The organism is Variovorax sp. SRS16 (genome assembly GCF_901827165.1).
GTDB lineage: Bacteria > Pseudomonadota > Gammaproteobacteria > Burkholderiales > Burkholderiaceae_C > Variovorax.
Window position 1 is genome coordinate 1,124,085 of the sequence record NZ_LR594666.1, and the last position, 23,931, is coordinate 1,148,015.

General features: G+C 68.0%; 23 protein-coding genes and 1 pseudogene. 12 read left to right on the top strand and 12 right to left on the bottom strand.

The genetic code is table 11. The annotated features are described in order from the left end of the window. Nucleotide 1: 1 nt before the first annotated feature. The 5 genes and pseudogenes from msrA to E5P2_RS05405 all read right to left on the bottom strand — a co-directional run bounded on the left by msrA (nt 2) and on the right by E5P2_RS05405 (nt 3,849). Nucleotides 2-754 (bottom strand): peptide-methionine (S)-S-oxide reductase MsrA, encoded by a 753-nt coding sequence (gene msrA / locus E5P2_RS05385; protein ID WP_443083503.1) that lies wholly within the window; start codon nt 752-754, stop codon nt 2-4. Further along, nucleotides 754-2,052 (bottom strand): annotated as a pseudogene (locus E5P2_RS05390) (cytochrome c biogenesis protein DipZ); the annotation flags it as partial. The pseudogene E5P2_RS05390 and the gene msrA, both read right to left, overlap by 1 nt. 35 nt (nt 2,053-2,087) lie before the next feature. Further along, on the bottom strand, nt 2,088-2,345 hold the full coding sequence (locus tag E5P2_RS05395) for a pentapeptide MXKDX repeat protein (RefSeq protein WP_162566128.1): 258 nt from the start codon (nt 2,343-2,345) through the stop codon (nt 2,088-2,090). 86 nt (nt 2,346-2,431) lie between these two features. After that, nucleotides 2,432-3,223 (bottom strand): molybdopterin-binding protein, encoded by a 792-nt coding sequence (locus E5P2_RS05400; RefSeq protein ID WP_162566129.1) that lies wholly within the window; start codon nt 3,221-3,223, stop codon nt 2,432-2,434. Further along, nucleotides 3,220-3,849: a cytochrome b/b6 domain-containing protein gene (locus tag E5P2_RS05405; protein ID WP_232080586.1), complete on the bottom strand. Its 630-nt coding sequence runs from the start codon at nt 3,847-3,849 to the stop codon at nt 3,220-3,222. The genes E5P2_RS05400 and E5P2_RS05405 overlap by 4 nt, the downstream gene beginning before the upstream one ends. A 97-nt stretch (nt 3,850-3,946) precedes the next feature. On the opposite strand from E5P2_RS05405, the gene E5P2_RS05410 reads away from it, so the two are divergent. Together E5P2_RS05410 and E5P2_RS05415 are read left to right on the top strand one after the other, a co-directional pair. Next, complete coding sequence (locus tag E5P2_RS05410) at nt 3,947-4,672, top strand: response regulator transcription factor (RefSeq protein ID WP_162566131.1); 726 nt, start codon at nt 3,947-3,949, stop codon at nt 4,670-4,672. Next, nucleotides 4,669-6,135, top strand: a complete 1,467-nt coding sequence (locus E5P2_RS05415) for a sensor histidine kinase (protein WP_162566132.1) — start codon at nt 4,669-4,671, stop codon at nt 6,133-6,135. The genes E5P2_RS05410 and E5P2_RS05415 overlap by 4 nt, the downstream gene beginning before the upstream one ends. Nucleotides 6,136-6,300: 165 nt before the next feature. Here E5P2_RS05415 and groL read toward each other — a convergent pair whose 3' ends face one another. Together groL and E5P2_RS05425 are read right to left on the bottom strand one after the other, a co-directional pair. Continuing rightward, nucleotides 6,301-7,956 (bottom strand): chaperonin GroEL, encoded by a 1,656-nt coding sequence (gene groL / locus E5P2_RS05420; RefSeq protein ID WP_162566133.1) that lies wholly within the window; start codon nt 7,954-7,956, stop codon nt 6,301-6,303. 51 nt (nt 7,957-8,007) lie between these two features. After that, nucleotides 8,008-8,298, bottom strand: a complete 291-nt coding sequence (locus tag E5P2_RS05425; protein WP_162566134.1) for a co-chaperone GroES — start codon at nt 8,296-8,298, stop codon at nt 8,008-8,010. Nucleotides 8,299-8,517: 219 nt separating this feature from the next. On the opposite strand from E5P2_RS05425, the gene E5P2_RS05430 reads away from it, so the two are divergent. After that, nucleotides 8,518-9,225, top strand: coding sequence for a FadR/GntR family transcriptional regulator (locus tag E5P2_RS05430; RefSeq protein ID WP_232080587.1), 708 nt, complete (start codon nt 8,518-8,520; stop codon nt 9,223-9,225). Next, complete coding sequence (locus tag E5P2_RS05435; protein WP_162566136.1) at nt 9,222-10,511, top strand: CynX/NimT family MFS transporter; 1,290 nt, start codon at nt 9,222-9,224, stop codon at nt 10,509-10,511. The genes E5P2_RS05430 and E5P2_RS05435 overlap by 4 nt, the downstream gene beginning before the upstream one ends. An 11-nt stretch (nt 10,512-10,522) precedes the next feature. On the opposite strand, the gene E5P2_RS05440 is transcribed toward E5P2_RS05435, so the two are convergent. After that, entirely contained in the window at nt 10,523-11,260 is a 738-nt protein-coding gene (locus tag E5P2_RS05440; RefSeq protein ID WP_162566137.1) for a GNAT family N-acetyltransferase, read from the bottom strand. 102 nt (nt 11,261-11,362) lie between these two features. On the opposite strand from E5P2_RS05440, the gene E5P2_RS05445 reads away from it, so the two are divergent. After that, nucleotides 11,363-12,325: a DUF5996 family protein gene (locus E5P2_RS05445; protein WP_162566138.1), complete on the top strand. Its 963-nt coding sequence runs from the start codon at nt 11,363-11,365 to the stop codon at nt 12,323-12,325. Beyond that, nucleotides 12,322-13,272, top strand: coding sequence for a Gfo/Idh/MocA family oxidoreductase (locus E5P2_RS05450; protein WP_162566139.1), 951 nt, complete (start codon nt 12,322-12,324; stop codon nt 13,270-13,272). Before E5P2_RS05445 ends, E5P2_RS05450 begins: the two co-directional genes overlap by 4 nt. 13 nt (nt 13,273-13,285) lie before the next feature. Here the strand turns inward: E5P2_RS05450 and E5P2_RS05455 are convergent, their stop codons facing one another. From E5P2_RS05455 to E5P2_RS05470, 4 genes are read right to left on the bottom strand one after another with little or no spacing between them, the layout of a single operon-like run. Further along, nucleotides 13,286-13,720 carry a VOC family protein gene (locus tag E5P2_RS05455; protein WP_162566140.1) on the bottom strand — a complete coding sequence of 145 codons (435 nt, stop codon included), beginning with the start codon at nt 13,718-13,720 and terminating at the stop codon, nt 13,286-13,288. Between the two features lie 19 nt (nt 13,721-13,739). Beyond that, a complete protein-coding gene (locus E5P2_RS05460; RefSeq protein ID WP_232080588.1) occupies nt 13,740-15,473 on the bottom strand; it encodes a phospholipase D family protein in 1,734 nt (577 codons plus the stop codon). Next, entirely contained in the window at nt 15,389-16,489 is a 1,101-nt protein-coding gene (locus E5P2_RS05465; protein WP_162566142.1) for a CaiB/BaiF CoA transferase family protein, read from the bottom strand. Before E5P2_RS05465 ends, E5P2_RS05460 begins: the two co-directional genes overlap by 85 nt. Next, complete coding sequence (locus E5P2_RS05470) at nt 16,486-17,685, bottom strand: ABC transporter substrate-binding protein (protein WP_162566143.1); 1,200 nt, start codon at nt 17,683-17,685, stop codon at nt 16,486-16,488. Before E5P2_RS05470 ends, E5P2_RS05465 begins: the two co-directional genes overlap by 4 nt. Before the next feature lie 256 nt (nt 17,686-17,941). On the opposite strand from E5P2_RS05470, the gene E5P2_RS05475 reads away from it, so the two are divergent. The 6 genes from E5P2_RS05475 to E5P2_RS05500 all read left to right on the top strand — a co-directional run bounded on the left by E5P2_RS05475 (nt 17,942) and on the right by E5P2_RS05500 (nt 23,802). Continuing rightward, nucleotides 17,942-19,510, top strand: coding sequence for an AMP-binding protein (locus E5P2_RS05475; RefSeq protein ID WP_162566144.1), 1,569 nt, complete (start codon nt 17,942-17,944; stop codon nt 19,508-19,510). Between the two features lie 13 nt (nt 19,511-19,523). Then, complete coding sequence (locus tag E5P2_RS05480; protein ID WP_162566145.1) at nt 19,524-20,303, top strand: ABC transporter ATP-binding protein; 780 nt, start codon at nt 19,524-19,526, stop codon at nt 20,301-20,303. Beyond that, entirely contained in the window at nt 20,300-21,022 is a 723-nt protein-coding gene (locus E5P2_RS05485) for an ABC transporter ATP-binding protein (RefSeq protein ID WP_162566146.1), read from the top strand. Before E5P2_RS05480 ends, E5P2_RS05485 begins: the two co-directional genes overlap by 4 nt. 41 nt (nt 21,023-21,063) lie before the next feature. After that, nucleotides 21,064-21,936, top strand: coding sequence for a branched-chain amino acid ABC transporter permease (locus E5P2_RS05490; RefSeq protein WP_162566147.1), 873 nt, complete (start codon nt 21,064-21,066; stop codon nt 21,934-21,936). Nucleotides 21,937-21,938: 2 nt separating this feature from the next. Then, nucleotides 21,939-22,922 (top strand): branched-chain amino acid ABC transporter permease, encoded by a 984-nt coding sequence (locus E5P2_RS05495; RefSeq protein ID WP_162566148.1) that lies wholly within the window; start codon nt 21,939-21,941, stop codon nt 22,920-22,922. 94 nt (nt 22,923-23,016) lie between these two features. Then, entirely contained in the window at nt 23,017-23,802 is a 786-nt protein-coding gene (locus tag E5P2_RS05500; RefSeq protein ID WP_162566149.1) for an AraC family transcriptional regulator, read from the top strand. Nucleotides 23,803-23,931: the final 129 nt, after the last annotated feature.

Consider the following 23,931-nt stretch of genomic DNA (forward strand, 5'->3'; position numbering starts at 1 on the left):
CTCAGGCGCCTGTGCCCACCAGCACCGGCGTGGCGCGATAGCGGTCCGGGAACACGCGCTTCAGGTTGTCGATCTTCGGCAGATCGTTGATCGCGATGTAAGGCTGGTCGGGGTTGTGCGCCAGGTAATCCTGGTGGTAGCCCTCGGCCGGATAGAAGCCCTTGAGCGTTTCGACCGTGGTCGCGATCGGCTGGCCGAAGACTCGGGCCTTGTCGAGTTGCGCGATGTAGCTCCTGGCGATGCGCGCCTGATCGGCGTCGGCCGCGAAGATCGTCGAGCGGTATTGCGTGCCGCTGTCCGGACCCTGCCGGTTGAGTTCGGTCGGGTTGTGGGCGACCGAGAAATAGATCTGCAGCAGTCGGCCGTAGCTGACCTGCGTCGGGTCGTAGGTGATGCGCACGGACTCGGCATGGCCGGTGCGGCCCGAGCCCACCATCTCGTATTTCGCCGTGCCGGCCTCGCCGCCGGCGTAGCCCGACACAGCGCTGCTCACGCCCTTGACGTGCTGGAACACGCCCTGCACGCCCCAGAAGCAGCCGCCCGCGATCACGGCGGTCTGCGACTTCGCGCCGGGCGCTGCCGCCAGGTCTTCGACAGGCGCGGGAATGACCACCGCCGGTTCTGCGGCGAAGGAAGGGATGGCATGCCAGATCGCCGCCGCGCCGAGCAGCGCGAGCGTGGCCAGCATCGGCCGCCGCGCCAGGGTGGCCAGCTGGCCGACGCGTTGCATGGTGGAGTGTTGCGGGGTGTTCATACGGGTTTTGCGTCCTTGTGTGCTTCTTCGAGGAGTTGCTGGATGACTTGCTCCGACTTCTGGTACTCGCCTTCGCCGAAGTGATGAAAACGGATCCGGCCCTTGGCGTCGATGAAATAGTGTGCCGGCCAGTAGTTGTTGTTGAAGGCGCGCCAGATGGTGAAGTTGTTGTCGATCGCCACCGGGAACTGCACGTCGAGATCGCTGACCGCGCGCTTCACATTGTTGATGTTTTTCTCGTACGCGAACTCCGGCGCATGCACGCTGACCACGACGAGCCCCTGGTCTTTGTATTTGCGATTCCATTCGCGAACATGCGGCAATGCGTTCAGGCAGTTGATGCACGAGAAGGTCCAGAAGTCGACCAGCACCACCTTGCCACGCAGCGCCTCGGCGCTGAGCGGCGGCGAGTTGAGCCACTCGATGGCGCCCTCGAGCGGCGGCATCGTTCCTTCCACCGGAAGCGGCGCGAGCGCTGTGTTGAACCGGCTCGCCTGCACCTTCATGAAACCGCCAGGTGCCGGCGATTCCCGGAACGCTGCGGCCGACGCGCGCTCGGCTGGCTGCGGGCGCAGGCGCTCGAACAGGCGCTTTTCGAGCGACGTTCCGCCGCCATCGGCCGAAAGCCGTGCGAGTGCGCCGGTGTCGAGGCCGAGTGCGACGGCCGCCACACCTGCCAGCACGGCGACGCCCAGACCCCGGCGAAGCCATTCGCCGATGCCCAGCGAGCGCTTCATCGCGGCGAAGACGCGCCCGCCGAGCAGCAGCGCGAGGGCCAGCGAAGTGACGGCGCCGGCCGCATAGGTCAGCAGCAGCAGCGAGGTCCGCACGCCGGGGCCTTCCAGTGCGGCGCCGGTCAGGATCAGTCCCAGCACCGGTCCGGCGCAGGGCGCCCACAGAAGACCGGTCGCAACGCCGAGCAAAAGAGAGGGGAGGACCGTATGCCCGGTCGATGCCGAGCGTCGGCTGGCCGTGTTGGAAAGCCGCGCACCAAGACTCACCAGCGGCGCCGTCAGGCGCTGCGCCAGGCGAGGCGCGATCAGCGCGACGCCCATGGCCGCCAGCAGTGCGATCGCCGCCATGCGGCCGTACCCGTTGGCCTCGACGGCCCAGTTCCCGGCGACGGCGGCGAGCGTGCCGACGCCCGCGAAGCTGAGTGCCATGCCCGCCAGCAGCGGCAGCCCGCTGCGGACGAAGGGTTCGCCGACGCGCGCGAACACGAAAGGAAGGACGGGCAGGATGCAGGGCGCAACGATCGTCAGCGCTCCGGCCAGATACGACAGGATGAAATAGATCATGAGAGTCCTCCGACGGAGCCTGTCGTCGACGACGGCTACTTCTTCATCTCGTCCTTGCCCATCGAGTCCTTCGACATGCTGTCTTTCGACATCGAGTCCTTGGCCATCGAGTCTTTCTTCATCATGCTGTTCTTGGACATCGAGTCCTTCGCCATGGAATCCTTCTTCATGCCGTCCTTGCTCATGGAATCCTTGGCCATGCCGTCGTCCTTCTTCATTTCGTCCGCGGCGAAGGCCGAGACGGAGCCGATGGCCATGCAGGTGGCCAGCAGGGTTGCGGTGAGCTTGTTCATTTCAGTGTCCTCAAAGAGTCTTGATTTCAAATGGCCCGTTCGGGAGAACACGGCCGCGAGCGTCAACAGCGCCGAGTCGAATCGACTCAACTGCCGCCGAACCAGTTGTAGCCCTGGTCTTCCCAATAGCCGCCAGGGTAGGTGTTGGTGACGAAGATCGCCTTGATGTGCTTCGGGTTCTTGTAGCCCAGCTTGGTCGGCATGCGCAGCTTCATCGGAAAGCCGTACTTCGGCGGCAGCGGCTGGCTGTCATAGGTCAGCGTGAGCAGCGTCTGCGGGTGCAGCGCCGTGGGCATGTCGATGCTGGTGTAGTAGTCGTCCGCGCACTTGAAGCCGACGTACTTCGCGCTCGTGTCGGCGCCGATGCGGCGCAGGAAATCGGCGAAGCGCACGCCGCCCCATTTGCCGATCGCGCTCCAGCCTTCGACGCAGATATGCCGCGTGACCTGGTCTTCCTGCGGCATCGCGCGCAATTCGGCCAGGGTCCAGCTGCGCTTGTCGGCGACCATGCCCGTGACTTCGAGCTTGTAGCCTGCTTCCTCGATCACGCGGACCTCGTCCTCGCCGTAGTAGGCATTGAACGGAAAGGGGCGCGTGATCATCGAGTCGGGGTAGGTCGGTGCCAGCCGGTTCGGATCGAAGATCCAGCCCTGCACCGTGTCGTTGAGGCGCGAGATGCGCGTGAGCGCCGCGTCGACTGTCTCGTTGTCGGTGATGCTGCAGCCGCTCAGCAACGACAGGCCGCCCATCGTCAGCGAGCGTTGCAGGAAGGCGCGGCGGGCCGGCTGGTCGACGCGGCGCGCGATCAGCTTGCGCGCTTCGGCCAGTGCGGCCTCGCTGTCCACGCCGGTGAGCGCGGGACGCTTGAAGAGCTTCATGCGGTGGTCCTCCCGGCGCGGCCGCTCAGCATCGCGAGCAGGGTGCGCGGCACCAGCGCCACCATGACGAGGTGCACGGCCACGAAGCCGACCAGCGCCGCCATCGCCACGAAGTGGATGCGGCGCGCGAAGTCGTAGCCGCCCAGCAGTTCGCGCAAGAGCGGAAACTGCACCGACTTCCACAGCACCAGGCCCGAAAGCACCAGCAGCGTGATGTCCAGCATCACGAACAGGTAGGCGACACGCTGGACGCTGTTGTAGCGGCGCGGGTCGGCATGCGAGAGCTGGCCCTTCAACGCCGCCATCGCGTCGTGCCAGATGCCGGCGATCGACAGTGGAAAGAACTTGCGCCAGAGTCGCCCGCTCACGATGTTCAGAACCAGGTAGACAACGCCGTTCGCAACCAGCAGCCACATCGCCGCGAAATGCCATTGCAGGGCCCCCCCGAGCCAGCCGCCGAGCGTGATCGAGGCCGGGATCTCGAACGGAAAGAAAGGCGAGGCGTCGTAGATGCGCCAGCCGCTGGTGACCAGCACCAGCACCGCCAGGGCGTTGAGCCAATGGGCGATTCGCATCCAGGCCGGATGGATCGGCGTGAGGTCAGATGGGGTGTCGCTGCGTGTCATGGGGCGCATTGTTGGGCGCATCCGGTGGCCGTTTCATCACGAAGAGTTCAATTAATCGTGATAACTGCGCCGGCGATATCGCGGGACAATCCGTGCCATGGATCCCGTCAAACGCGTTCTGATCGTCGAGGACGATGCCCACATCGCGGAGCTGCTGCGCATGCACCTGCGCGACGAGGGCTACGCCGTCGAGCATGCGGCCGACGGGCATGCGGGCCTGCGCGAACTCGAGCGCGGCAACTGGGATGCGCTGATCCTCGACCTGATGCTGCCCGGCATCGACGGCCTCGAGATCTGCCGCCGCGCGCGCGCAATGACGCGCTACACGCCGATCATCATCACCAGTGCGCGCTCCAGCGAAGTGCACCGCATCCTGGGCCTGGAACTGGGCGCCGACGACTACCTGGCCAAGCCCTTCTCGGTGCTGGAGTTGGTGGCGCGCGTGCGGGCCTTGCTGCGCCGCACCGAGGCGATGGCGCGCAACGCGCGCATGGAGTCGGGCCGGCTCGACCTCGACGCGCTCTGCATCGACCCGGTCGCGCGGGAGGTGCAGGTCGAGGGCAAGCCCGTCGAGCTCACGCCGCGCGAATTCGACCTGCTCTACTTCTTCGCGCGCCATCCCGGCAAGGTGTTCTCGCGGCTCGATCTGCTCAACCAGGTCTGGGGCTACCAGCATGACGGCTACGAGCACACGGTGAACACGCACATCAACCGGCTGCGGCTCAAGGTCGAGACCGATCCGGCCGAGCCGCGCCGCATCCTCACGGTGTGGGGACGCGGCTACAAGCTGGCCGCGCCGGCGGGCAGCGAGGCGAGCCCATGAAGCTGCGCCCGGCTTCGTTGTCGCAACGCCTGTCCGTGGTGTTCGCGGTGCTGTTGCTGGCTTGCTGCGGCGCATCGGCCTGGCTGCAGATGGCGGCCAGCGGCCGGCACGAACAGGAGGTGACGCAGCGCCTGTCCAGCGGCCTCGCGGCCCATATCGCCGGCAATTCGGAGCTCATGCAGCGCGGCGGGCTCAACGAGGCCGCGGTGCGCGACCTGTTCGACAAGCTGATGGCGGTGAACCCCAGCGTCGAGGTGTACCTGCTGGCGCCCGATGGCCGCATCGTGGCGCAGGCCGCGCCGCCCGGCCATCTCAAGCGCGAGCGCGTCGACGTGGCGCCGATACGGCGCCTGCTGGAAGGCGCGCCGCTGCCGATCGTGGGCGACGATCCGCGCGGAGACGGCGTGCGCAAGGTCTTCAGCGCGGCGCCGCTCCAGGTCGACGGGCACGATGCGGGCTATGTGTACGTGGTGCTGTCCGGCGAGGACCGCGACGCCGTGGTCGCGAACGTCGCGGCCGGCAGCGTGCTGCGCGCCACGCTCTGGTCGATCGCGCTGGTCGCGCTGCTGGGCTTGCTGGCGGGGTTGGCGGCCTTCCATCTGATCACGCGGCCCTTGCGTGCGCTGACCGCCGTGGTGCAGCGCTTCGAGAGCGAAGGCGTGGCCGCGCTCGAAGGCGCCGAGCCGGTGCTCGCGCAGGCGAGCCGCGGCGGCGACGAGATCGCCACGCTGGGCCAGGCCTTCGCGCAGATGACGCGGCGCATCGCCGAGCAATGGCGCGAGCTCCGCACGCAGGACCAGCAGCGCAGGGAACTGTTCGCCAACATCTCGCACGACCTGCGCACGCCGCTCACTTCGCTGCACGGCTATCTCGAGACCTTGCTGCTCAAGGCCGATTCGCTCGCCCCCGACGAGCGGCGCCGCTATCTCGAAATCGCGCTGGGCCAGAGCCGCAAGGTCGGGCGGCTCGCGCAGGAGCTGTTCGAACTCGCGCGCCTCGAGTACGGCGTGGTCAAGCCCGAGAAGGAAAGCTTCGCGCTGGCCGATCTCGTGCAGGACGTGTTCCAGAAATTCGAACTGGCGGCCGAAGCCAGGCAGCAGCGGCTGGTCGCCGACATCCCTTCGGGCCTGCCCGTCGTCACTGCCGACCTCGGCATGATCGAGCGCGTGCTGACCAATCTGCTCGACAACGCGATCCGCCACACGCCCGCGGGCGGTGAGATCGTGGTCGCGCTGCGCCAGGACAAGGGCGGCGTCGGCGTCGAGATCAGCGACACCGGCCCCGGCATTCCCGGCGAACTGCGCACCGGCCTTTTCACGCGGCCGGTCTTTTCATCGACCGCCGAGCGCAGCGGCGGTCTCGGCCTCGTCATCGTGCAGAAGATCCTGCAACTCCACGGCAGCCACATCCACCTGCTGCAACGCGCCGACAAAGGCGCCGTCTTCTCCTTCGAGCTGCAATAAAAAAGCCGCCGAAGCGACCCGATCTCCAAAAAGAAAAAGGCCGCCAAGGCGACCTTTTCTGTTCGTGAGGTGCCGCCGATCCGGCTAAGCCGGTCGGCAGGCACCGCCCCCGGTAGGGGGAAGGCGTAGGCGACACGAAGTGCGCCGCAGCCTGGGGGCGAGCAATTACATGCCCATCCCGCCCATGCCACCCATGCCGCCCATGTCGGGCATGCCGCCGCCACCGGCACCGGCTTCGTCCTTCGGCGCATCGGCGACCATGGCTTCGGTCGTCAGCAGCAGCGACGAGACCGAGGCAGCGTTCTGCAGCGCGGTGCGGGTCACCTTGGTCGGGTCCAGGATGCCGAGCTCGAGCATGTCGCCGTAGGTGTCGTTCTGGGCATTGAAGCCGTAGTTGCCCTTGCCGGCGTAGACGGCATTGACCACCACGCTGGCTTCGCCGCCGGCGTTGTTGACGATCTCGCGCAGCGGCGCTTCGATGGCCTTGAGCACCAGCTTGATGCCGGCGTCCTGGTCAGCGTTGTCGCCCTTGAGCTTGTCGCCCACGGCTTGCTTGGCACGCAGCAGCGCCACGCCGCCGCCGGCGACCACGCCTTCTTCCACTGCAGCGCGGGTGGCGTGCAGGGCGTCTTCGACGCGGGCCTTCTTTTCCTTCATTTCGACTTCGGTGGCAGCGCCGACCTTGATCACGGCCACACCGCCGGCCAGCTTGGCCACGCGCTCTTGCAGCTTTTCGCGGTCGTAGTCGCTGGTGGCTTCCTCGATCTGCACGCGCACTTGCTTGACGCGGGCTTCGATGTCGCCAGCGGCGCCGGCGCCGTCGATGATGATGGTGTTTTCCTTGCCCACTTCGATGCGCTTGGCCTGGCCCAGATCGGCCAGCGTCACCTTCTCGAGCGTCAGGCCCACTTCTTCAGCGATGACCTTGCCGCCCGTCAGGATGGCGATGTCTTCCAGCATGGCCTTGCGACGGTCGCCGAAGCCCGGTGCCTTGACGGCCACGACCTTCAGGATGCCGCGGATCGTGTTCACGACCAAAGTAGCAAGGGCTTCGCCTTCGACTTCTTCGGCAACGATCAGCAGCGGACGGCCGGCCTTGGCGACTTGTTCCAGCGTCGGCAGCAGGTCGCGGATGTTGCTGATCTTCTTGTCGAACAGCAGCACGAACGGGTTCTCGAGCAGCGCCGATTGCTTCTCGGGGTTGTTGATGAAGTAGGGCGACAGGTAGCCGCGGTCGAACTGCATGCCTTCGACGACGTCGAGTTCGCTCTCGAGCGACTTGCCGTCTTCGACGGTGATCACGCCTTCCTTGCCGACCTTGTCCATCGCGTCGGCGATGAGCTTGCCGATGGTTTCGTCGCTGTTGGCCGAGATCGAGCCGACTTGCGCGATTTCCTTCGAGGTCGTGGTGGCCTTGGATGCCTTCTTGAGCTGCTCGACCAGGGCGGTGACCGCCTTGTCGATGCCGCGCTTCAGGTCCATCGGGTTCATGCCGGCGGCGACCAGCTTGAAGCCTTCGCGAACGATGGCCTGGGCCAGCACGGTCGCGGTGGTGGTGCCGTCACCGGCGTTGTCCGAAGTCTTGGAAGCCACTTCCTTCACGAGCTGGGCGCCCATGTTCTGCAGCTTGTCCTTGAGTTCGATTTCCTTGGCCACGGACACGCCGTCCTTGGTCACGGTCGGGGCACCGAACGAACGTTCGAGCACCACGTTGCGGCCCTTGGGGCCCAGGGTCACTTTGACTGCGTTGGCGAGGATGTTGACACCCTCGACCATGCGCGCGCGGGCTTCACCGCCGAAGACTACGTCTTTTGCTGCCATGAGATTTCTCCGAAGAATTCAGTTGAGATTGAGTGAGCGGGTGGAAGCGAGTTACTTCTCGACGACCGCGAAGAGGTCTTCTTCCTTCATGACCAGCAGTTCGTCGCCGTCGACCTTGACGGTCTGGCCGCTGTACTTGCCGAACAGGACACGGTCGCCGACCTTGACGCTCATCGCGCCGAGTTCGCCCTTGTCGTTCTTCTTGCCGGGACCGACGGCCAGCACCTCGCCCTGATCGGGCTTCTCGGCGGCGGCGTCGGGGATCACGATGCCCGAGGCGGTCTTGGTTTCACTGTCAACACGCTTGACGATCACGCGATCGGCCAAAGGACGAAGTTTCATTGCATCTCCTGGATAAGAAACTGGTTGGGTTTGGGTGCTGGCGTCACCGCCGGCTTCCGTCGACTGGGCGAAGGTGCTTGTTAGCACTCTGCTTCAGCGAGTGCTAATCATAAGGGTGTTTTGGCGCTTTTCAAGCTCGGCGGAATGCGCGCGATGCGGGCGATGAGACCCTGCGGACCGTCCGGCATTGGATGGGTTCTAAAATCATCCAATGATTCGATGATTGAATCGGGCCGCTCCACATCCATGCTCCAGCACGCTCCCCGCGCTTCGCTTTCCAACGCCGCCGCCGACGGCATTCGCGCCGAGATCGCCAACGGGCGCTGGGCCGTCGGCACCCGCATTCCCATCGAACCCCATCTCGCGCAGATGCTGGGCGTGAGCCGCGGCACGGTGCGCGAAGCGGTCAAGACGCTGGTGTCGGGCGGGCTGCTCGAAGTGCGCCAGGGATCGGGCACCTATGTGCGCTCGGATGTGGACGCGTCGACCAGCCTGCAGAAGCTGCGCCGCGCCAGCCTGCGCGACCAGTTCGAGCTGCGTTGTGCGCTCGAGGCCGAAGCGGCGCGTCTCGCGGCGCTGCGCCATACCGCCGGCGACCTGCAGCAGCTTCGAACCCTGCTCGAGCGGCGCGGCCGGGCCGAGGATGCCGGCGGCGCGGCCGGCTTCGTCGATCGCGATCTGGCTTTTCACCTCGCCATCGTCGACATGTCCGGCAATCTGGCCCTGGTGGAGACCTGCCGCTTCGTCACGGGCTACATCCGCGAAACCATCGCCGCCACCGCGGCCATCGAACTGCCCGAACCCGACGAGGCTGCGCACCAGGCCATCGTCGAAGCCATTGCCAGCCGCGACCCGGAACGGGCTGCCGCCACGGTCCGCGATTTCATGGCGCACATCTCCAAGGCGTTCGCGTCTGCCACCCCATGAACCCCACCCCATTCGCCACGCTCCCTGCCGCCGACCTGCTGATCGACGTCGAAGCCGACAACCTTCCGCCGCCCCGCCCGACGCCCGCCGAGAGCCGAAGCCGCCAGTTGCTGCTGGGCCTGAGCGTCGTGCTGATCGCGTTCAACCTGCGGCCGGTGTTTTCCAGCCTGTCGGTCATGCTGCCCGAGATCATGGCGGCGACCGGGCTGTCGCCGACGGCGGCCAGTTTTCTCACGACGCTGCCGGTGATCTGCCTGGGCCTGTTCGCGCCGCTCGCGCCCTGGCTCGGACGCCGTGTCGGGACGGAGCGCACGCTGCTGGGCTGCATGGTGCTGATCCTGGTCGGCACGCTGCTGCGCGGCGCCGGCAGCATCCCGCTGCTGTTCCTCGCATCGGCGATCGCGGGCACGGGCATTGCGGTCAGCAACGTGCTGCTCTCGGGCCTGGTCAAGCGCGACTTCGCGCGCCACGAAGCGCTCATGATGGGCCTGTACACGATGGCGGTGTGCGGCGGTGCCGCCAGCGCCGCCGGCCTCACGGTGCCGCTGTCGCACGCGCTGGGCGGCGGCTGGACGCATGCGCTGGCGTTGTGGGCGGTGCCGGCGGCGGTCATCACGCTGCTGTGGGCGCCGCAGGCGCTGCCGCTGCGCCCGATGGCCAGCGAATCGGGCTATGCGGTGCGCGGGCTGTGGCGCGATCGGCTGGCCTGGCAGGTGACCTTGTTCATGGGGTTGCAGTCCTCGCTCGCCTATATCGTCATGGGTTGGCTCGCGCCGATCCTGCGCGAACGCGGACTGGCCGGCGACGCGGCCGGCTACGTGGTGTCGCTCTCGGTCATCGTCCAGGTGGTCACCTGCCTCGTGGCGCCGTCGATCGCGGTCCGGTGCCGCAACCAGTCCGGCATGGCGGCCGCCGTCGCCGTGTTCACGGTCGCGGCGATGCTGGGCTGCCTCTTCGCGCCGTTGTCCGGCGTCTGGGGCTGGGCGGTGCTGCTCGGTATCGCCCAGGGCGCTTCGTTCGCGCTGGCGCTCACGCTGATCGTGCTGCGCTCGCCCGATCCGCATGTCGCCGCGCAGCTCTCCGGCATGGCGCAGGGCGTGGGCTATCTGATCGCCGCCTGCGGACCGATGCTGGTGGGCCTCTTGCGCGGCTGGACCGGCAGCTTCGATGCGTCGGGCTTCCTGTTCGTGGGGGTCGGCGCGGCGATGTTGATCAGTGGGCTGGGGGCCGGTCGAGCGCTGCATGTGCGCACGGTCACGGTCGCGAAGAGAGCGGGCGCCCGGTAGGCGCCGCGGAATCACCCGGCGGCGGGTTGGTGGCGCAGCACGGTCAGCCGCAGGGTCGCTCGCAGATCGAAGCCCAGGCTGGCATAGAGCGCGATCGCCGAGTCGTTGTCTTCGAAGGCATGCAGGAAGGGGATCTCGCCGCGCGCAGCGATGCGCGCGGACACGGCCCTCACCAGCGAGCGCGCCAGGCCCCGTCCGCGAACATCCGGATGCGTGCATACCGCGCTGACTTCCGCGTACCCGTCGAGATGCATGCGCTCGCCCGCCATGGCGACAAGGCGGCCGTTCTCTCGCACGCCGAGAAACGCGCCGAGTTCCTGCGTGCGGCTGCTGAACGGGCCCGGCTTCGTCAGCTCGGCCAGCGCTCGCATGTCCGTCGCATCGTCCGGCCCGAGCGGCGCCATCCGAGGGTCTGCGGCCTGATCGCCGGAAGGCTTCGACTGCACCATCTGCACGATGGGTTTCTGCAGGAGGATTTCGAATTCGGCCGTGGGCGTCACGTCGCCGGCAGTGACCAGCGCCACCTGCTCGCCCGGCGTCAGCAGCCCGGCCAACGCATGGAAACCGGCGGCCGATGCATCGGCCATCGCGCCGAAGGGTGCGAACTCCGCCGGATAGCGCCGTGCCGCGCCGTCGCCGAGCGCGAGCGCGGCCTGATGGCGGTGCGTGAGCGCGCTCCAGATGACGTTGTCCAGCGGGTGTGCGGCGGACGTGGGGATGGATGAATCGGAGGATGGTGCGGTCGGCATGAGGCAGTTTAGTGTGGCGCTTTTCCGGATGCGTCCGATGAGATCGGACAATGGCGCCCGGCGGGCTACGTCCACGCCCCTGACTGCATGGAGAATGCCGCGATGCAAAGCACCCACGACAACGCCGCCCGCTGGCCGATGCTGGACTACGCGGCATGGCGCGACACCGCGCTCACCTTCCAGCTCTGGACGCAGATCGTCGGCAAGGTGCGCCTCGCGCTCACGCCCTGGCTCAACCACGGCTGGCATGTGCCGCTGTACGTCAATGCGCACGGCTTCGGCACCTCGCCGATCCATACGGGCGCGGGCCTGATCGAGATCGACTTCGACCTGCTCGCGCAGCGGCTGGTCGTGCGCAGCTCCGAGGGGCCGGACCGCGGCTTTGCGCTCGAACCGATGTCGGTCGCCGCCTTCCATCGCCGCGTCATGGCCGAGCTCGATGCGGTCGGCGTTCGCGTCGCGATCGATGGCCTGCCCAACGAAGTGCCAGCGCCCATCCGTTTCACCGACGACGAGGTGCATGCCGCCTACGACGCCCAGGCGGTGCAGGCGTTCTGGCGTGCGCTCGTGCAGGTGGACCGCGTCTTTCGCCTGTTCCGCACCGCCTTCCTCGGCAAGTCGAGCCCGGTGCATCTGTTCTGGGGCAGCTTCGACCTGGCCGTCACGCGCTTTTCCGGCCGCGCCGCGCCGCTGCATCCGGGCGGCATCGCGGGCCTGCCGGATGCCGTCACCCGTGAAGCCTATTCGCACGAAGTGAGCAGCGCGGGCTTCTGGCCCGGCAACGATGCGTCCCCCAGCGCGGCCTTCTATTCGTATGCGTATCCGACGCCGGAGGGCTTCGATCGCGCGGTGGTCGAGCCGGCCGGTGCGGTCTGGGCGCCGGCGATGGGCGAGTGGCTGCTGCCGTACGACGTGGTTCGCAGCGCGGCCGATCCCGATGCCGCCTTGCTGCGCTTTCTCGAAACGACCTACCGCGCGGCGGCAAGCCTTGCGCAATGGGACCGCGACCTCGAGTGCGGCCTCGGCGTTCCGCGCCGTCCCCGTCCCGTGCGCCAGGGCCCATGAAAACGCTGAGGGTGACGCTGGCCGGCGCGGGCGCCTTCGGCCTCAAGCACCTCGATGCGATCCGCGTGATCGACGGCGTCGAGGTGGTGTCGCTGGTCGGCCGCGAGCTCGGGAAGACGCGCGAAGTCGCACAACGCCACGGCATCGCACATGCAACCACCGAGCTGGCCGACAGCCTCGCGCTGAAGGAGATCGATGCCGTGATCCTCTGCACGCCGACACCGATGCATGCGGCCCAGGCGCAGGCCTGCCTTGCGGCCGGCAAGCATGTGCAGGTCGAAATTCCGCTGGCCGACAGCCTGGCCGATGCCGAGGCGGTCGCGGCCCTTCAGCGGCGCACCGGCCTGGTGGCGATGTGCGGCCACACGCGCCGCTTCAACCCCAGCCACCAGTGGGTGCACCGGCGGATCGCGGCGGGCGAGTTCGCGCTGCAGCAGATGGACGTGCAGACCTACTTCTTTCGCCGCAGCAACATCAATGCGCTGGGCCAGCCGCGCAGCTGGACCGACCACCTGCTGTGGCACCACGCGGCCCACACGGTGGACCTGTTCGCGTGGCAGGCCGGCGGCGAGATCGTCGCGGCCCATGCGCTGCAGGGGCCGGTGCATCCGGTGCTGGGCATCGCGATGGACATGTCGATCCAGCTCAAGAGCAGCAGCGGCGCGCTGTGCACGCTCAGCCTCTCCTTCAACAACGACGGCCCGCTGGGCAGCTTCTTCCGCTACATCGGCGACAGCGGAACTTACCTCGCGCGCTACGACGACCTGTTCGACGGCAAGGAGACGCCGATCGACGTCTCGCGCGTCGACGTGTCGATGAACGGCATCGAATTGCAGGACCGCGAGTTCTTCGCCGCCATTCGGGAAGGCCGCGAACCGAACGCCGGCGTCGCCAGTGTTCTGCCCTGCTACCGTGTGCTCGCCGCGCTGCAGGCGCAGCTGGGTTGACGAAGCCCGCGGCCTATTTCGCGAACAGCGACGCCATGTCGGCGAAGGCCTTGAACTCGAGCGCGTTGCCTGAAGGATCGAGGAAGAACATCGTGGCCTGTTCGCCCACTTCGCCCTGGAACCGGACGTAGGGCTCGATGACGAACTGCGTGCCTGCGGCGCGCAGCTTGTCGGCCATCTCGTGCCATTGCGCGAGCGACAGGATGGCGCCGAAGTGCCGCACCGGCACCTGATGGTCGTCGACCGCGCTGGTGGCCTTGTGGCCGCATTCGCCGGGCGCCAGGTGCGCGACGATCTGGTGGCCGTAGAAATTGAAGTCGACCCACTCGGGGGCGCTGCGGCCTTCCGGACAGCCCAGCAGTTCGCCATAGAAGCGTCGTGCCTCGGCGATGTCGCGGACCGGGAAGGCGAGGTGAAAGGGCGGAAGCGCTGGGGCAGGCGTGGTCATGCGAAGGTGTGGAGTGAAATCAGAGCAGGTCGGTCGGCACGAACCACGAGAACATCAGCAGCTTGAGCCGCACGAACAGGTTGGCGTCGGGTTCGTCGTCGAGGACCGCATTGTCGCCGTCCGTGCTGACCCACTGGACCTGGTCGGTGCCGGGCTTCAATTGGACCTTGTAGACGCTGTCGACGTTGTCGATCTGCATGGCGTCGATGACCTGGTGCGCCACCTCGAAGCTCTGGATGCGCACGCCGACCTCGGTGTTGATGTAGGCCGAGCGCGGGTCGAAGTTGAGCGAGCCGACCAGGATCCATTCGCGGTCGATCATCGCCAGCTTGGCATGCAGGCGGCCGCGCGATTGGCCGAACACCCGGCGCAGGCTCCGGCTGCGACGGATCTGCGTGGAACTGACCTCGTACAGCGTGACGCCCTCCTTGAGCATCGCGACGCGGTAGTTGTTGTAGTTGATGTTGACCAGCGGCTCGTCGGTATCGGCCAGCGAATTGGTGCCGACCGAGATCTGCACGCCACGCGCGCGCAGGCGCCGGATGTGCTCCATGCCGGCGTCGCCCGGAATGAAGTAGGGCGAGACGATCGTGATGTCGGACTTGGCGAGGTCGAACAGGCCGAGCATGCGTTCGGCCAGCGTGGGCGGACGCTGCCGGCCGCCGGCCTCCTGCGCGTCGAGCCCGAGTGCCTTGGTCGGTGCATCGGCCACCGCGTCGGCGCGGGCACGGATCAGCGTCAGCTTGCCGCTCGCGAGCACGGCGCTGAGCGGCGGCTCGCCGAAGACATCCGTTTCCGGCGTCGGATCGGGCGGCGGCGCCACCGCGGGAGACGTCAGCGCATCGAAGCGGGTGCGCAGGGCTTCGGGCGATTCGGTCGGCTGCACGACGGCGTGCAGCGGATAGACCACTTCGCTGTTCCAGTAGGTGTCGAAGATGCCTTCGAGCTCGTTCACCACCGGGCCGGCCAGCAGCATGTCCAGGTCGATGAAATTCGCGTCGCGGCTGCGCAGGAAATACTCGTCGGCGAGGTTGCGCCCGCCCGCGATGGCCAGCGCGCCGTCGACCACGAACAGCTTGTTGTGCATCCGGTGGTTGAGCCGGTGGAAGTCGGCGAAGAAGCCCATCCAGCGCGTGGCCGCGTGATCGCGCCCGGACACGAAGGGATTGAACAGGCGCACCTCCACGTTCGGATAGGCGCTCAGGCCCAGCAGCATCGGGTCGAGCTTGACGGTGTAGAAGTCGTCGAGCAGCAGCCGCACGCGCACGCCGCGCTGGGCCGCATCGCGCAGTTCGCGCAGGATCAGCTTGCCGGTCTTGTCATTGCCCAGCAGGTAGTACTGCAGATCGAGCGAGGTCTGGGCATGGCGGATCAGCGCGAGGCGTGCGTCCAGCGCGAAGGCGGCCTGCGGCATCACGCGCGCGGCGGAGCGGCCGTCGGGCGGGTTCGCATAGGGCACGGTGAGCCGTCCCAGCTCGGTCGCGGGCGATGCAGGGATGGCGGTGACGGCCGGCGCGCTCGCGTGCGGCGGCAGGCCGGCGCAGGCCGACAGCAGGCAGGCCAGAACGATGCCCAGGCAGCGCAGCAAGGCATGGAAGGCTCGGGGATGGAGGGGCATGGATCGTCCGCGCCGGGAAAGTGCGGCGCGAGGCGCATCGTAGCGGCGATTCACGCCGTTGAGGATATCGGCGGTGCCGGTGTCCTCGGGCGGCCCGGTGTGCGCGAGAAGCGCGGCGCCGGTGCCGGCTGGCATTGCCCGTTCACGTCGACGTGGCTGCCGCGTGCGCGCAGCGCCGGCAGCCGTGCCGCTTCATCGCCACGCCAGACCGGCGTGATGCACAGGTCGGTGTCGGCCAGGCGCGTGACCCACGCCTGCCATGGCTGCGCCCGGATCCGCTCGGCGATCGCACGCCGCATCGACGGCCATGCCTGGCGGTCGAACTGCCGGCGTGCGTAGACCGGATCGAGTTCCAGCAGCGCGGTCATCCCCTGGAAGAACTGCGGCTCGACGCAGCCGAGCGCGATGTAGCGTCCGTCCGAGGTCTCGTAGCAGTCGTACCAGGGCGCGCCGCCATCGAGCGCATTGGCGCCGCGATCGTTCGACCACATGCCCGCCGTCCTCAGGCTCTGCACGGTCGACATGAGACAGCCCACGCCGTCCACCATGGCGGCATCGACGACCTGTCCCTGGCCGGAGTGGCGCGCCTCGTACAGCGCCGCCACGATGCCGAGCGCGCCGAACATGCCGCCGCCGCCGAAATCGGCCACGAGGTTCAAGGGCGGCGCAGGCGGCGTGCCCGGGCGCCCGAGTGCCGCCAGTGCGCCCGTCGCGGCGAGAAAGTTGATGTCGTGTCCCGCGAGCCGCGCATTCGGTCCCGTCTGGCCCCAGCCGGTCAGCCGTGCGTAGACCAGCGAAGGGCGCGAGGCCAGCAGGACGTCCGGACCCAGGCCGAGGCGTTCCGCGACGCCGGGACGAAAGCCCTCGATCAGCACGTCCGCATTGGCGGTCAACTGCCGCACGAGCGCAATGCCGTCGGGATCCTTGAGGTCCACGGCCAGGTGCTCGCGGTGGCGCAGCAGGATGTCGTCACGCGGCGCCAGGCCGATCGCCGAGGGCGTGCCGGCGTCCTCGCCGGGGCGCCCGATCCGCAGCACCCGGGCGCCCATGTCGGCCAGCATCATGGCGCAGAAGGGGACCGGCCCCTGGGCTGCGAGTTCGATCACCCGCACCCCGGTCAATGGCCCGGCTTGCTGCGCCTCGCCGTTCACGCGGCGCCGCCCTTGGCGTCGCCGAAGGCCTGCCACGAAGCGCCATCGAAGCGGATCAGGTAGAGCTGGCGGATCGGCACGTGGCGGGTCGGGCTCGTGCTGAGCGTGATGCCCGGCATCAGCATCGGAAGTTCGACGCGCTGCAGCGACTCGGCCGCATGGCGCACGTTCTCGCGGCTGAAATCCTTGCCGCACAGCTTGAGCACCTCGACCAGGGTCTGGGCCGAGAGGTAGCCGTAGACGTTGAAGATGTCGGTCTTGTCGCCCTGCGGGTAGTACTTGTCCATCCAGGCCAGCCATTCGAGGTAGCCCGCATCCTTGCGCCAGCGCGGATCGTTCGGGTCCTTCTGGAACTGTGTCGAGACGATGCCCTTCGATTTGTCGAGCCCGGCCGGCGCCAGCACCGCGGCCACCGAGCTCGAATAGTTGCTCACGATCTGCAGCGGCTTCCAGCCGAGATCGGACGCCCTGCGGATGGCCTGCGCGGCGAACTTGCCGGCCGCGGCATTGAAGAACACATCCGCGCCGGATTCGCGCAGGCTGATCACCTGCGAATCCACCGTGGCGTCGGTGCTCTCGTAGCTCACTTGCTTGACGATCATCCGGTCCGCCGCCGCGCCCAGGCCCTGGCGCAGACCGCGCAGGTTGTCGCGGCCGACGTCGTCGTTCTGGTAGAGGATGCCGATCTTTCCCTGCGGCCGTTCCGCGAGCACGAACTCCGCATAGATGCGCATCTCGGTGTTGTAGTTCGGCTGCCAGCCGAAGGTCCATGGCGCGCCCTTGGGATCGTCCCACTGGTCGGCGCCGCCGGTGGGAAACAGGTGCGGCACCTTCGCGGCGTTGAGGTACTTGCGGATCACCGCATTGGTCGGCGTGCCGAAGGTGCCGAAGATCATCGCCACCTTCTCCTGCTCCACCAGCCGGCGTGTCTGCTCGACCGTCTTCGGCGGGCTGTAGCCGTCGTCCTGCGACAGGAATCGCAGCTTGTGCCCGGCGATGCCGCCCTCGGTATTCACCTTCTCGAAGTAGGCCGCCTCGGCTCGGCCGATGACGCCGTACGACGAGGCGGGACCGCTGTACGGCATGGTCTGGCCGATCAGGATCTCCGAGCTGGCCTGCGCGCGCGCGGGCAGGGCGACGGAAGCGGCCGCCAGCGTGAGCAGCTTGCGGCGCGAGAGGGGAAGAGGCGTGTCCATGGTCCTTGTGTCTCCGGAAGTTTTTTCGACGCTGTCGCAATCCAGTCTAGGCAAGGGGTGCGGCGCGCACTGCGGCGTCTGCGCCGATTCATATCGGGAAATGGCCAGTTCGCCGGTCCGCGGGAGAGGCTGTCCGTTTCGCGGCATTGAACGGCCCGACTTCGACACCGGCCGCGGCGCGGATCCGTATCGTGCGGGACATCAGGACGACCGGCGCGGCACGCCGGCGCGCCGCCCCAGATCCCGAAGGAGACCCATGATCGACCGCCACCTCCACGACAGCGCCACCTACTCGGACCTCGTCGAGCTCGCGCTGCAGCAGAACCCCGACGCGCCCGCGCTGGTCCAGGACGGACGCAGCCTCAGCTACGCGGCGCTGCGCACCGCCGTGCACCAGATGCAGGACCGCCTGCTGAGCGCCGGGCTCGCGCGCACCGATGGCATCGCCCAGCTGTCGAGCAACCGGATCGACGCCGTCATCGTCCAGCTGGCCTCGTTCGCGCTCGGCCTGCGCTACACGCCGCTGCATCCGATGGGCTCGGTCGACGACCATGCCTACATCCTCGAGGACGCGGAAGTGTCGGCGCTGGTGGTCGAGCCGGCGCAGTTCGGAGAGCACGCCCGGCAGTTGCTGTCCCGCGCGACCTCGCTGCGGCATGTGTTCTCGCATGGCGCCTCGGACTTTGCCACCGACATCTTCTCGCTGCCGATGACCGGGGCGCCGGCGAAGTCGAAGGCCAAGTCGCATCCGGAGGATGTGGTGGCGCTGCTCTACACCGGCGGCACCAGCGGACGCTCGAAGGGCGTGACGCTCACCAACCGCTCGATGGTCATGAACGTGCTGCTGACGCTGTCGGGCTGGGAATGGCCCGCGGACATCCGCTTCCTGTGCAGCACGCCGATCACCCACGCGACCGGCTGCATGCTGGTGCCGATCCTGAGCCGCGGCGGCACCATCCATCTGCATGCGGGCTTCGATGCGCGCAAGTTCCTCGCCACGGTGGCGCGCGACCGCATCAACAGCACCTTCCTCGTGCCGACCATGATCTACCTGCTGATCGAGGCGCAGCGCACGGCGCCGGTCGACACCTCCGCGCTCGAGACGGTCATCTACGGCGGCTCGCCGATCTCGCCCGCACGGCTGGCGGAAGCGATCGCGCTGTTCGGGCCGGTGTTCATGCAGATCTACTCGCAGTCCGAGGCGCCCAACTGCGCGACCGTGCTGCGCAAGAAGGAGCACCAGGGCGGCGTGGCCGGACGCCATGCCTCGTGCGGCCGGCCGCTTCCCGGCATCACGGTGGCGCTGCTCGACGACGACCACCATCCGGTCAAGCGCGGTGACATCGGCGAGATCTGCTTTCGCGGTCCGTCGATCATGCAGGGCTACTGGAACAAGCCGGAAGAGACGGCCGAGACGCTGCGCGGCGGCTGGCTGCACACCGGCGACCTCGCGTTCGAGGATGGCGAAGGCTTCCTGCACATCGTCGATCGGCGCAAGGAGATGATCGTCTCGGGCGGCTTCAACGTCTATCCGCGCGAGATCGAGGATGTGATCACCGCGCACCCGGCCATCAGCTCGGCCGCCGTCATCGGCGTGCCCGACGGCAAGTGGGGCGAGGCGGTCAAGGCCATGATCGTGCTGCGCGAGGGCGCGACGGTCACGGCCGGCGAGATCATGCACTGGGTGCGCGAGAAGAAGGGCGCGGTGGCCACGCCCAAGTCGGTCGACTTCCTCGATGCGCTGCCGCTCACCGCGCTCGGCAAGCCGGACAAGAAGACCCTGCGCGCCAGGTACTGGGCCGGCCAGCAGCGCCAGGTCAGCTGAACGGATGCAGGCCATGAACGACGGACGGAACCTGCTGGAAGTGCGCGAGCTCAGCCTGCGCTTCGGCGGCGTGCTGGCGCTGGACGCGGTGTCCTTCGGCGTGCGCGAGAAGCAGATCTGCGGCCTGATCGGACCCAACGGCGCCGGCAAGAGCTCGCTCTTCAATTGCATCAGCCGCCTCTATGCGCCCTCGGCCGGCGAGATCTACTGGCGCAGCCAGCCGCTGTCGCGCCTGCCGCGCCATCGCATCGCCGGGCTGGGCATCGGCCGCACCTTCCAGAACCTCGCGCTGTTCCGTGCCATGTCGGTCATGGACAACGTGCGCGTCGGTACGCACTGCCGCACACGCGCCGGCGTGCTGGCCAGCGTTTTCCGCAGCCGCGCGATGCGGCGCGAGGAAGCGTTCAGCGCGCACAGGGCCGACGAGCTGCTGCGCCTCGTCGGCCTCGAGCGCTGGGCCGACCAGCGCGCCGATGCCTTGCCCTTCGGCCTGCAAAAGCGCATCGAACTGGCACGCGCCCTGGCCAGCGCACCGACCCTGCTGCTGCTGGACGAACCCGCGGCAGGCCTCAACGCCGGCGAACTCGATGCGCTGGCCGAGCTGGTGCGCGACATCCGCCGCCGCCTCGACATCACGGTGCTGGTGGTCGAGCATCACATGCGTTTCCTGATGGGCATCTCGGACCAGGTCGTCGCACTCAACTTCGGCCGCAAGATCGCGCAGGGCAGCCCGGTCCAGGTGCAGAACGATCCCGCGGTGATCGAAGCCTATCTCGGCGCCGCCACGCCATGACGCCCGCCGAACCCATCGTCGCCGTGCAGGGCCTGGCCGCGTACTACGGCCGCACGCAGGTGCTGTTCGACGTCGGCTTCGAGGTCCGCAGCGGCGGCGTGACGGCGCTGCTGGGCGCCAACGGCGCCGGCAAGACGACCACGCTCATGGCGCTGAGCGGCCTGGTGCAGCGCGAGGGCGACATCCGCCTGTGCGGCGTGCAGGGCCGGCGCCTCGCGGCCGAATCGGTCGCGCGGCTCGGCGTGGCCCACGTGCCGGCCGACCGCGGCACCTTCATGCCGCTGAGCGCCGAGGAGAATCTGCTGCTCGGCGCCTACCTGCACCGCAACCGGCAGGAAGTCGCGCGCGACCTCGAGCGCATGTATGCCTACTTCCCGCGGCTCAGGCAGCGCCGCCATCAGCAGGCCGGCACGCTGTCGGGCGGCGAGCAGCAGATGCTGGCGATCGCGCGCGCGCTCATGCTGCGGCCGACGCTGCTGATGCTCGACGAGCCCTCGTTCGGATTGGCCCCGCTGGTGGTGCAGGAGGTCTACCAGATCCTGCACACCATTCGCGAGCAGGAAGGCCTGAGCCTGCTGCTGGTCGAGCAGAACGCGAACCTGGCTTTCGGCATCGCGACACAGGTCTACCTGCTGGAGACCGGGCGCGTCGTCGCGCACGGCACGCCGGACCAGATGCGCTGCAACGACGCCGTCAGGCAGGCCTACCTCGGCCACTGATACGCCTGCGGCATCTCACCACTCACTACCAGGAGCACCGCATGGAAGGCTTGCTGCACCAGATCATTTCGGGCATCGCGATGGGCGGCGTCTACGGCGCGCTCGGGCTGGCGGCGGTCATCGTCTACCAGTCGACCCATCACCTCAACTTCGCGCAGGGCGAGATGGCCATGTTCTCGACCTACATCGCCTGGATGCTGATGCAGGCAGGGCTGCCCGCCTGGGCCGCGCTGGGCCTCACGCTGGTCGCCGCCTTCGCGACTGGCATGCTGATCCAGCGCTTCGTCATCCATCGCGCGCGCTTCGCGCCCGCGCTCACCACCGTGCTGCTCTTCATCGCGCTGCTGGTGATCTTCAACAGCCTCGCCGGCTGGCTCTTCGGCTACAGCGCGCGGATCTTCCCGAGCCCCTTCGGCAGCGGCCGGGCGTTCGACAGCGCGCTCATCTCCGTGCACGAACTGGGATCGATCGCCGTGACGCTGGTGTTGGTGGCGGCGCTCTATCTCTTCTTCAATTTCACGAAGCTTGGCCTCGCGATGCAGGCGACCGCGCACAACCCGATGTCGGCGCGGCTGGTGGGCATCCGCGTCGGCTGGATGCTCGCCTTCGGCTGGGGGCTCGCGGCCGCGATCGGCGCCGTCGCCGGCGTGCTGGTCGCGCCGGTGGTCTACCTCGACCCGAGCATGATGTCCGGCGTGCTGATCTACGGCTTCGCCGCCGCGCTGCTGGGCGGCCTCGACAGCCCCTGGGGCGCGATCGCGGGCGGCGTGATCGTCGGCGTGCTCGAGAACGTGCTCGGCGCTTATGTCATCGGCACGGAGCTCAAGCTGTCCGTGGCGCTGATGCTCATCATCGGCGTGCTGTTGTTCAGGCCCTCCGGCCTGTTCGGCACGCCCGTGGTCACGAGGGTCTGAGCATGACGGACATCACCGTGTCTTCCCCGCTCGTCGCGCGCAAGCCCGGCGCCGCCGCATGGCTGCTGCCGTGCGCGATCGCCGCCGCGGCGCTGGTCCTGCCGCTGGTCGCGCCCGGCTTCTACCTGTTCCAGGCCACGCTGGCGATGATCTATGCGATCGCGCTGCTCGGCCTGAACATGCTGGTCGGCTACTCGGGCCAGATCTCGCTCGGGCACGGCGCCTTTTTCGCCGTCGGCGCGTACACCACCGCGATCCTGGTCGATCACTTCGCGGCGCCCGGCTGGGCCGCGATACCGATGGCCGCGGTGCTGTGCTTCGTCGTCGGCTTCGCCTTCGGCCTGCCCGCGCTGCGGCTCGAAGGCCACTACCTCGCGCTGGCGACCTTCGCGCTGGCGGTGGCGGTGCCGCAGTTGCTCAAGTGGAAGGCGCTCGAAGACTGGACCGGCGGCGTGCAGGGCATCCTGCTGGCCAAGCCCGAAGTGCCCGCGGGCCTGCCGCTGTCGCCGGACCAATGGCTCTACCTGTGCGTGCTGGCGATCACGCTGCTGGCCTTCGTGGCGGCGCGCAACCTGCTGGGCGGGCGCCTCGGCCGCGCGCTGGTCGCGATCCGCGAGCAGCCGATCGCGGCGGCGGCGATGGGCGTGGACGTGTCCGGCATCAAGACGCTGACCTTCGGCATCAGCGCGCTCTACACCGGCGTCGCCGGCGCGCTGAGCGCGATGGTCGTGCAGTTCGTGTCGCCGGACAGCTTCAACTTCTTCTTGTCGATCACGCTCGTCATCGGCGTCGTCATCGGCGGGCTGGGCACGGTGCGGGGCGCGCTCTACGGCGCCGTGTTCATCCAGTTCGTGCCGAACCTGGTGGACCAGGTCTCGAAGTCCGCGACCTGGGCGATCTACGGCGTGCTGCTGATCGTCGTGGTGTTCCTCATGCCCTCGGGCATCGAAGGCGCGGTGCGCCGGCTCGTGCGCGGCCGGCGCTGAACAGGGCCGCGCGCCGCACGGCCGGCTCGCGTGACTCGCGTTTTCCCGCTCGCTGGCTATCATGCGCCGGTGCGCAACTGACGGAGACTCTGCGATGGACCAGTTCGAATTGTCGGCCCACCATATCAGCGAACTCGAGCACGACATGGGCGCCGCGCCGATGGTCGGCCTGTCCATGGAGATACCGGCGGGCACCACGGTCGAGCCGCACGAGCACGGCCGCGGCCAGCTGATGTTCTCGAGCTCGGGCGTGATGGTCATCGAGGGCATGGGCGGTTCGTGGGTGGTGCCGCCGCAGCGCGCGGTCTGGGTGCCGCACCACGTGCGCCACACCTTCCATCCGGCCACCAATCTGAGCCTGCGCAACCTGCTGATCCGCTCCGACGTGGATGTGCCGCTGCCCACCGCCTGCACCTTCGTTCGCGTCACGCCGCTGCTGCGCGAACTGATCCTGCGCGTGGTCGAAGATCCGTCCACCTTCCGTTCGACCGCGCATCACGAGCGCGCGATCGGCCTGCTGTTCGACGAGATCGACGTGTGCCAGGTGGCGCCGCTGCTGCTGCCGCTGCCGCAGGATCCGCGCATCCGCCGCATCTGCATCGCGCTGCGCGAGAACCCGGCCGATCCGCGCACCCTCGAAGATTGGGCGGACATCGCCTGCGCCAGCGGCCGCACGCTGACGCGGCTGTTCCTCAAGGAGACCGGCGTGTCCTTCGCGCATTGGCGGCGGCAGGCGCGGCTGATGGCGGCGATGGTGCGGCTCGGCATGGGCGATTCGGTCACCAGCACCGCGCTGGATGTCGGCTACGAAAGCGCGAGCGCCTTCATCGAGATGTTCCGCCGCACCGTCGGCCAGACGCCGGGCCAGTACTTCAACTGACGGCCCGGGGCGCCGCCGGCGAGCAGCGAAACGTCCGCTGCGCGACACGCGATGGCGCGCAATCATGACAGCGCAGCGGGCTTCGTTCCTAGCATCGAAGCTTCATTCAACGAACCGTTGCCCTGCTGG

Coding starts and splice junctions, on each gene's coding strand:
- E5P2_RS05445 (WP_162566138.1), top strand. CDS start 11,363: ATGCAAAGCACCCACGACAACGCCGCCCGCTGGCCGATGCTGGACTAC.
- msrA (WP_443083503.1), bottom strand. CDS start 754: ATGAACACCCCGCAACACTCCACCATGCAACGCGTCGGCCAGCTGGCC.
- E5P2_RS05425 (WP_162566134.1), bottom strand. CDS start 8,298: ATGAAACTTCGTCCTTTGGCCGATCGCGTGATCGTCAAGCGTGTTGAC.
- E5P2_RS05395 (WP_162566128.1), bottom strand. CDS start 2,345: ATGAACAAGCTCACCGCAACCCTGCTGGCCACCTGCATGGCCATCGGC.
- E5P2_RS05455 (WP_162566140.1), bottom strand. CDS start 13,720: ATGACCACGCCTGCCCCAGCGCTTCCGCCCTTTCACCTCGCCTTCCCG.
- E5P2_RS05490 (WP_162566147.1), top strand. CDS start 21,064: ATGGAAGGCTTGCTGCACCAGATCATTTCGGGCATCGCGATGGGCGGC.
- E5P2_RS05410 (WP_162566131.1), top strand. CDS start 3,947: ATGGATCCCGTCAAACGCGTTCTGATCGTCGAGGACGATGCCCACATC.
- E5P2_RS05480 (WP_162566145.1), top strand. CDS start 19,524: ATGAACGACGGACGGAACCTGCTGGAAGTGCGCGAGCTCAGCCTGCGC.
- E5P2_RS05405 (WP_232080586.1), bottom strand. CDS start 3,849: ATGACACGCAGCGACACCCCATCTGACCTCACGCCGATCCATCCGGCC.
- E5P2_RS05460 (WP_232080588.1), bottom strand. CDS start 15,473: ATGCCAGCCGGCACCGGCGCCGCGCTTCTCGCGCACACCGGGCCGCCC.
- E5P2_RS05475 (WP_162566144.1), top strand. CDS start 17,942: ATGATCGACCGCCACCTCCACGACAGCGCCACCTACTCGGACCTCGTC.
- E5P2_RS05400 (WP_162566129.1), bottom strand. CDS start 3,223: ATGAAGCTCTTCAAGCGTCCCGCGCTCACCGGCGTGGACAGCGAGGCC.
- E5P2_RS05470 (WP_162566143.1), bottom strand. CDS start 17,685: ATGGACACGCCTCTTCCCCTCTCGCGCCGCAAGCTGCTCACGCTGGCG.
- E5P2_RS05440 (WP_162566137.1), bottom strand. CDS start 11,260: ATGCCGACCGCACCATCCTCCGATTCATCCATCCCCACGTCCGCCGCA.
- groL (WP_162566133.1), bottom strand. CDS start 7,956: ATGGCAGCAAAAGACGTAGTCTTCGGCGGTGAAGCCCGCGCGCGCATG.
- E5P2_RS05485 (WP_162566146.1), top strand. CDS start 20,300: ATGACGCCCGCCGAACCCATCGTCGCCGTGCAGGGCCTGGCCGCGTAC.
- E5P2_RS05495 (WP_162566148.1), top strand. CDS start 21,939: ATGACGGACATCACCGTGTCTTCCCCGCTCGTCGCGCGCAAGCCCGGC.
- E5P2_RS05500 (WP_162566149.1), top strand. CDS start 23,017: ATGGACCAGTTCGAATTGTCGGCCCACCATATCAGCGAACTCGAGCAC.
- E5P2_RS05415 (WP_162566132.1), top strand. CDS start 4,669: ATGAAGCTGCGCCCGGCTTCGTTGTCGCAACGCCTGTCCGTGGTGTTC.
- E5P2_RS05430 (WP_232080587.1), top strand. CDS start 8,518: ATGATTGAATCGGGCCGCTCCACATCCATGCTCCAGCACGCTCCCCGC.
- E5P2_RS05450 (WP_162566139.1), top strand. CDS start 12,322: ATGAAAACGCTGAGGGTGACGCTGGCCGGCGCGGGCGCCTTCGGCCTC.
- E5P2_RS05435 (WP_162566136.1), top strand. CDS start 9,222: ATGAACCCCACCCCATTCGCCACGCTCCCTGCCGCCGACCTGCTGATC.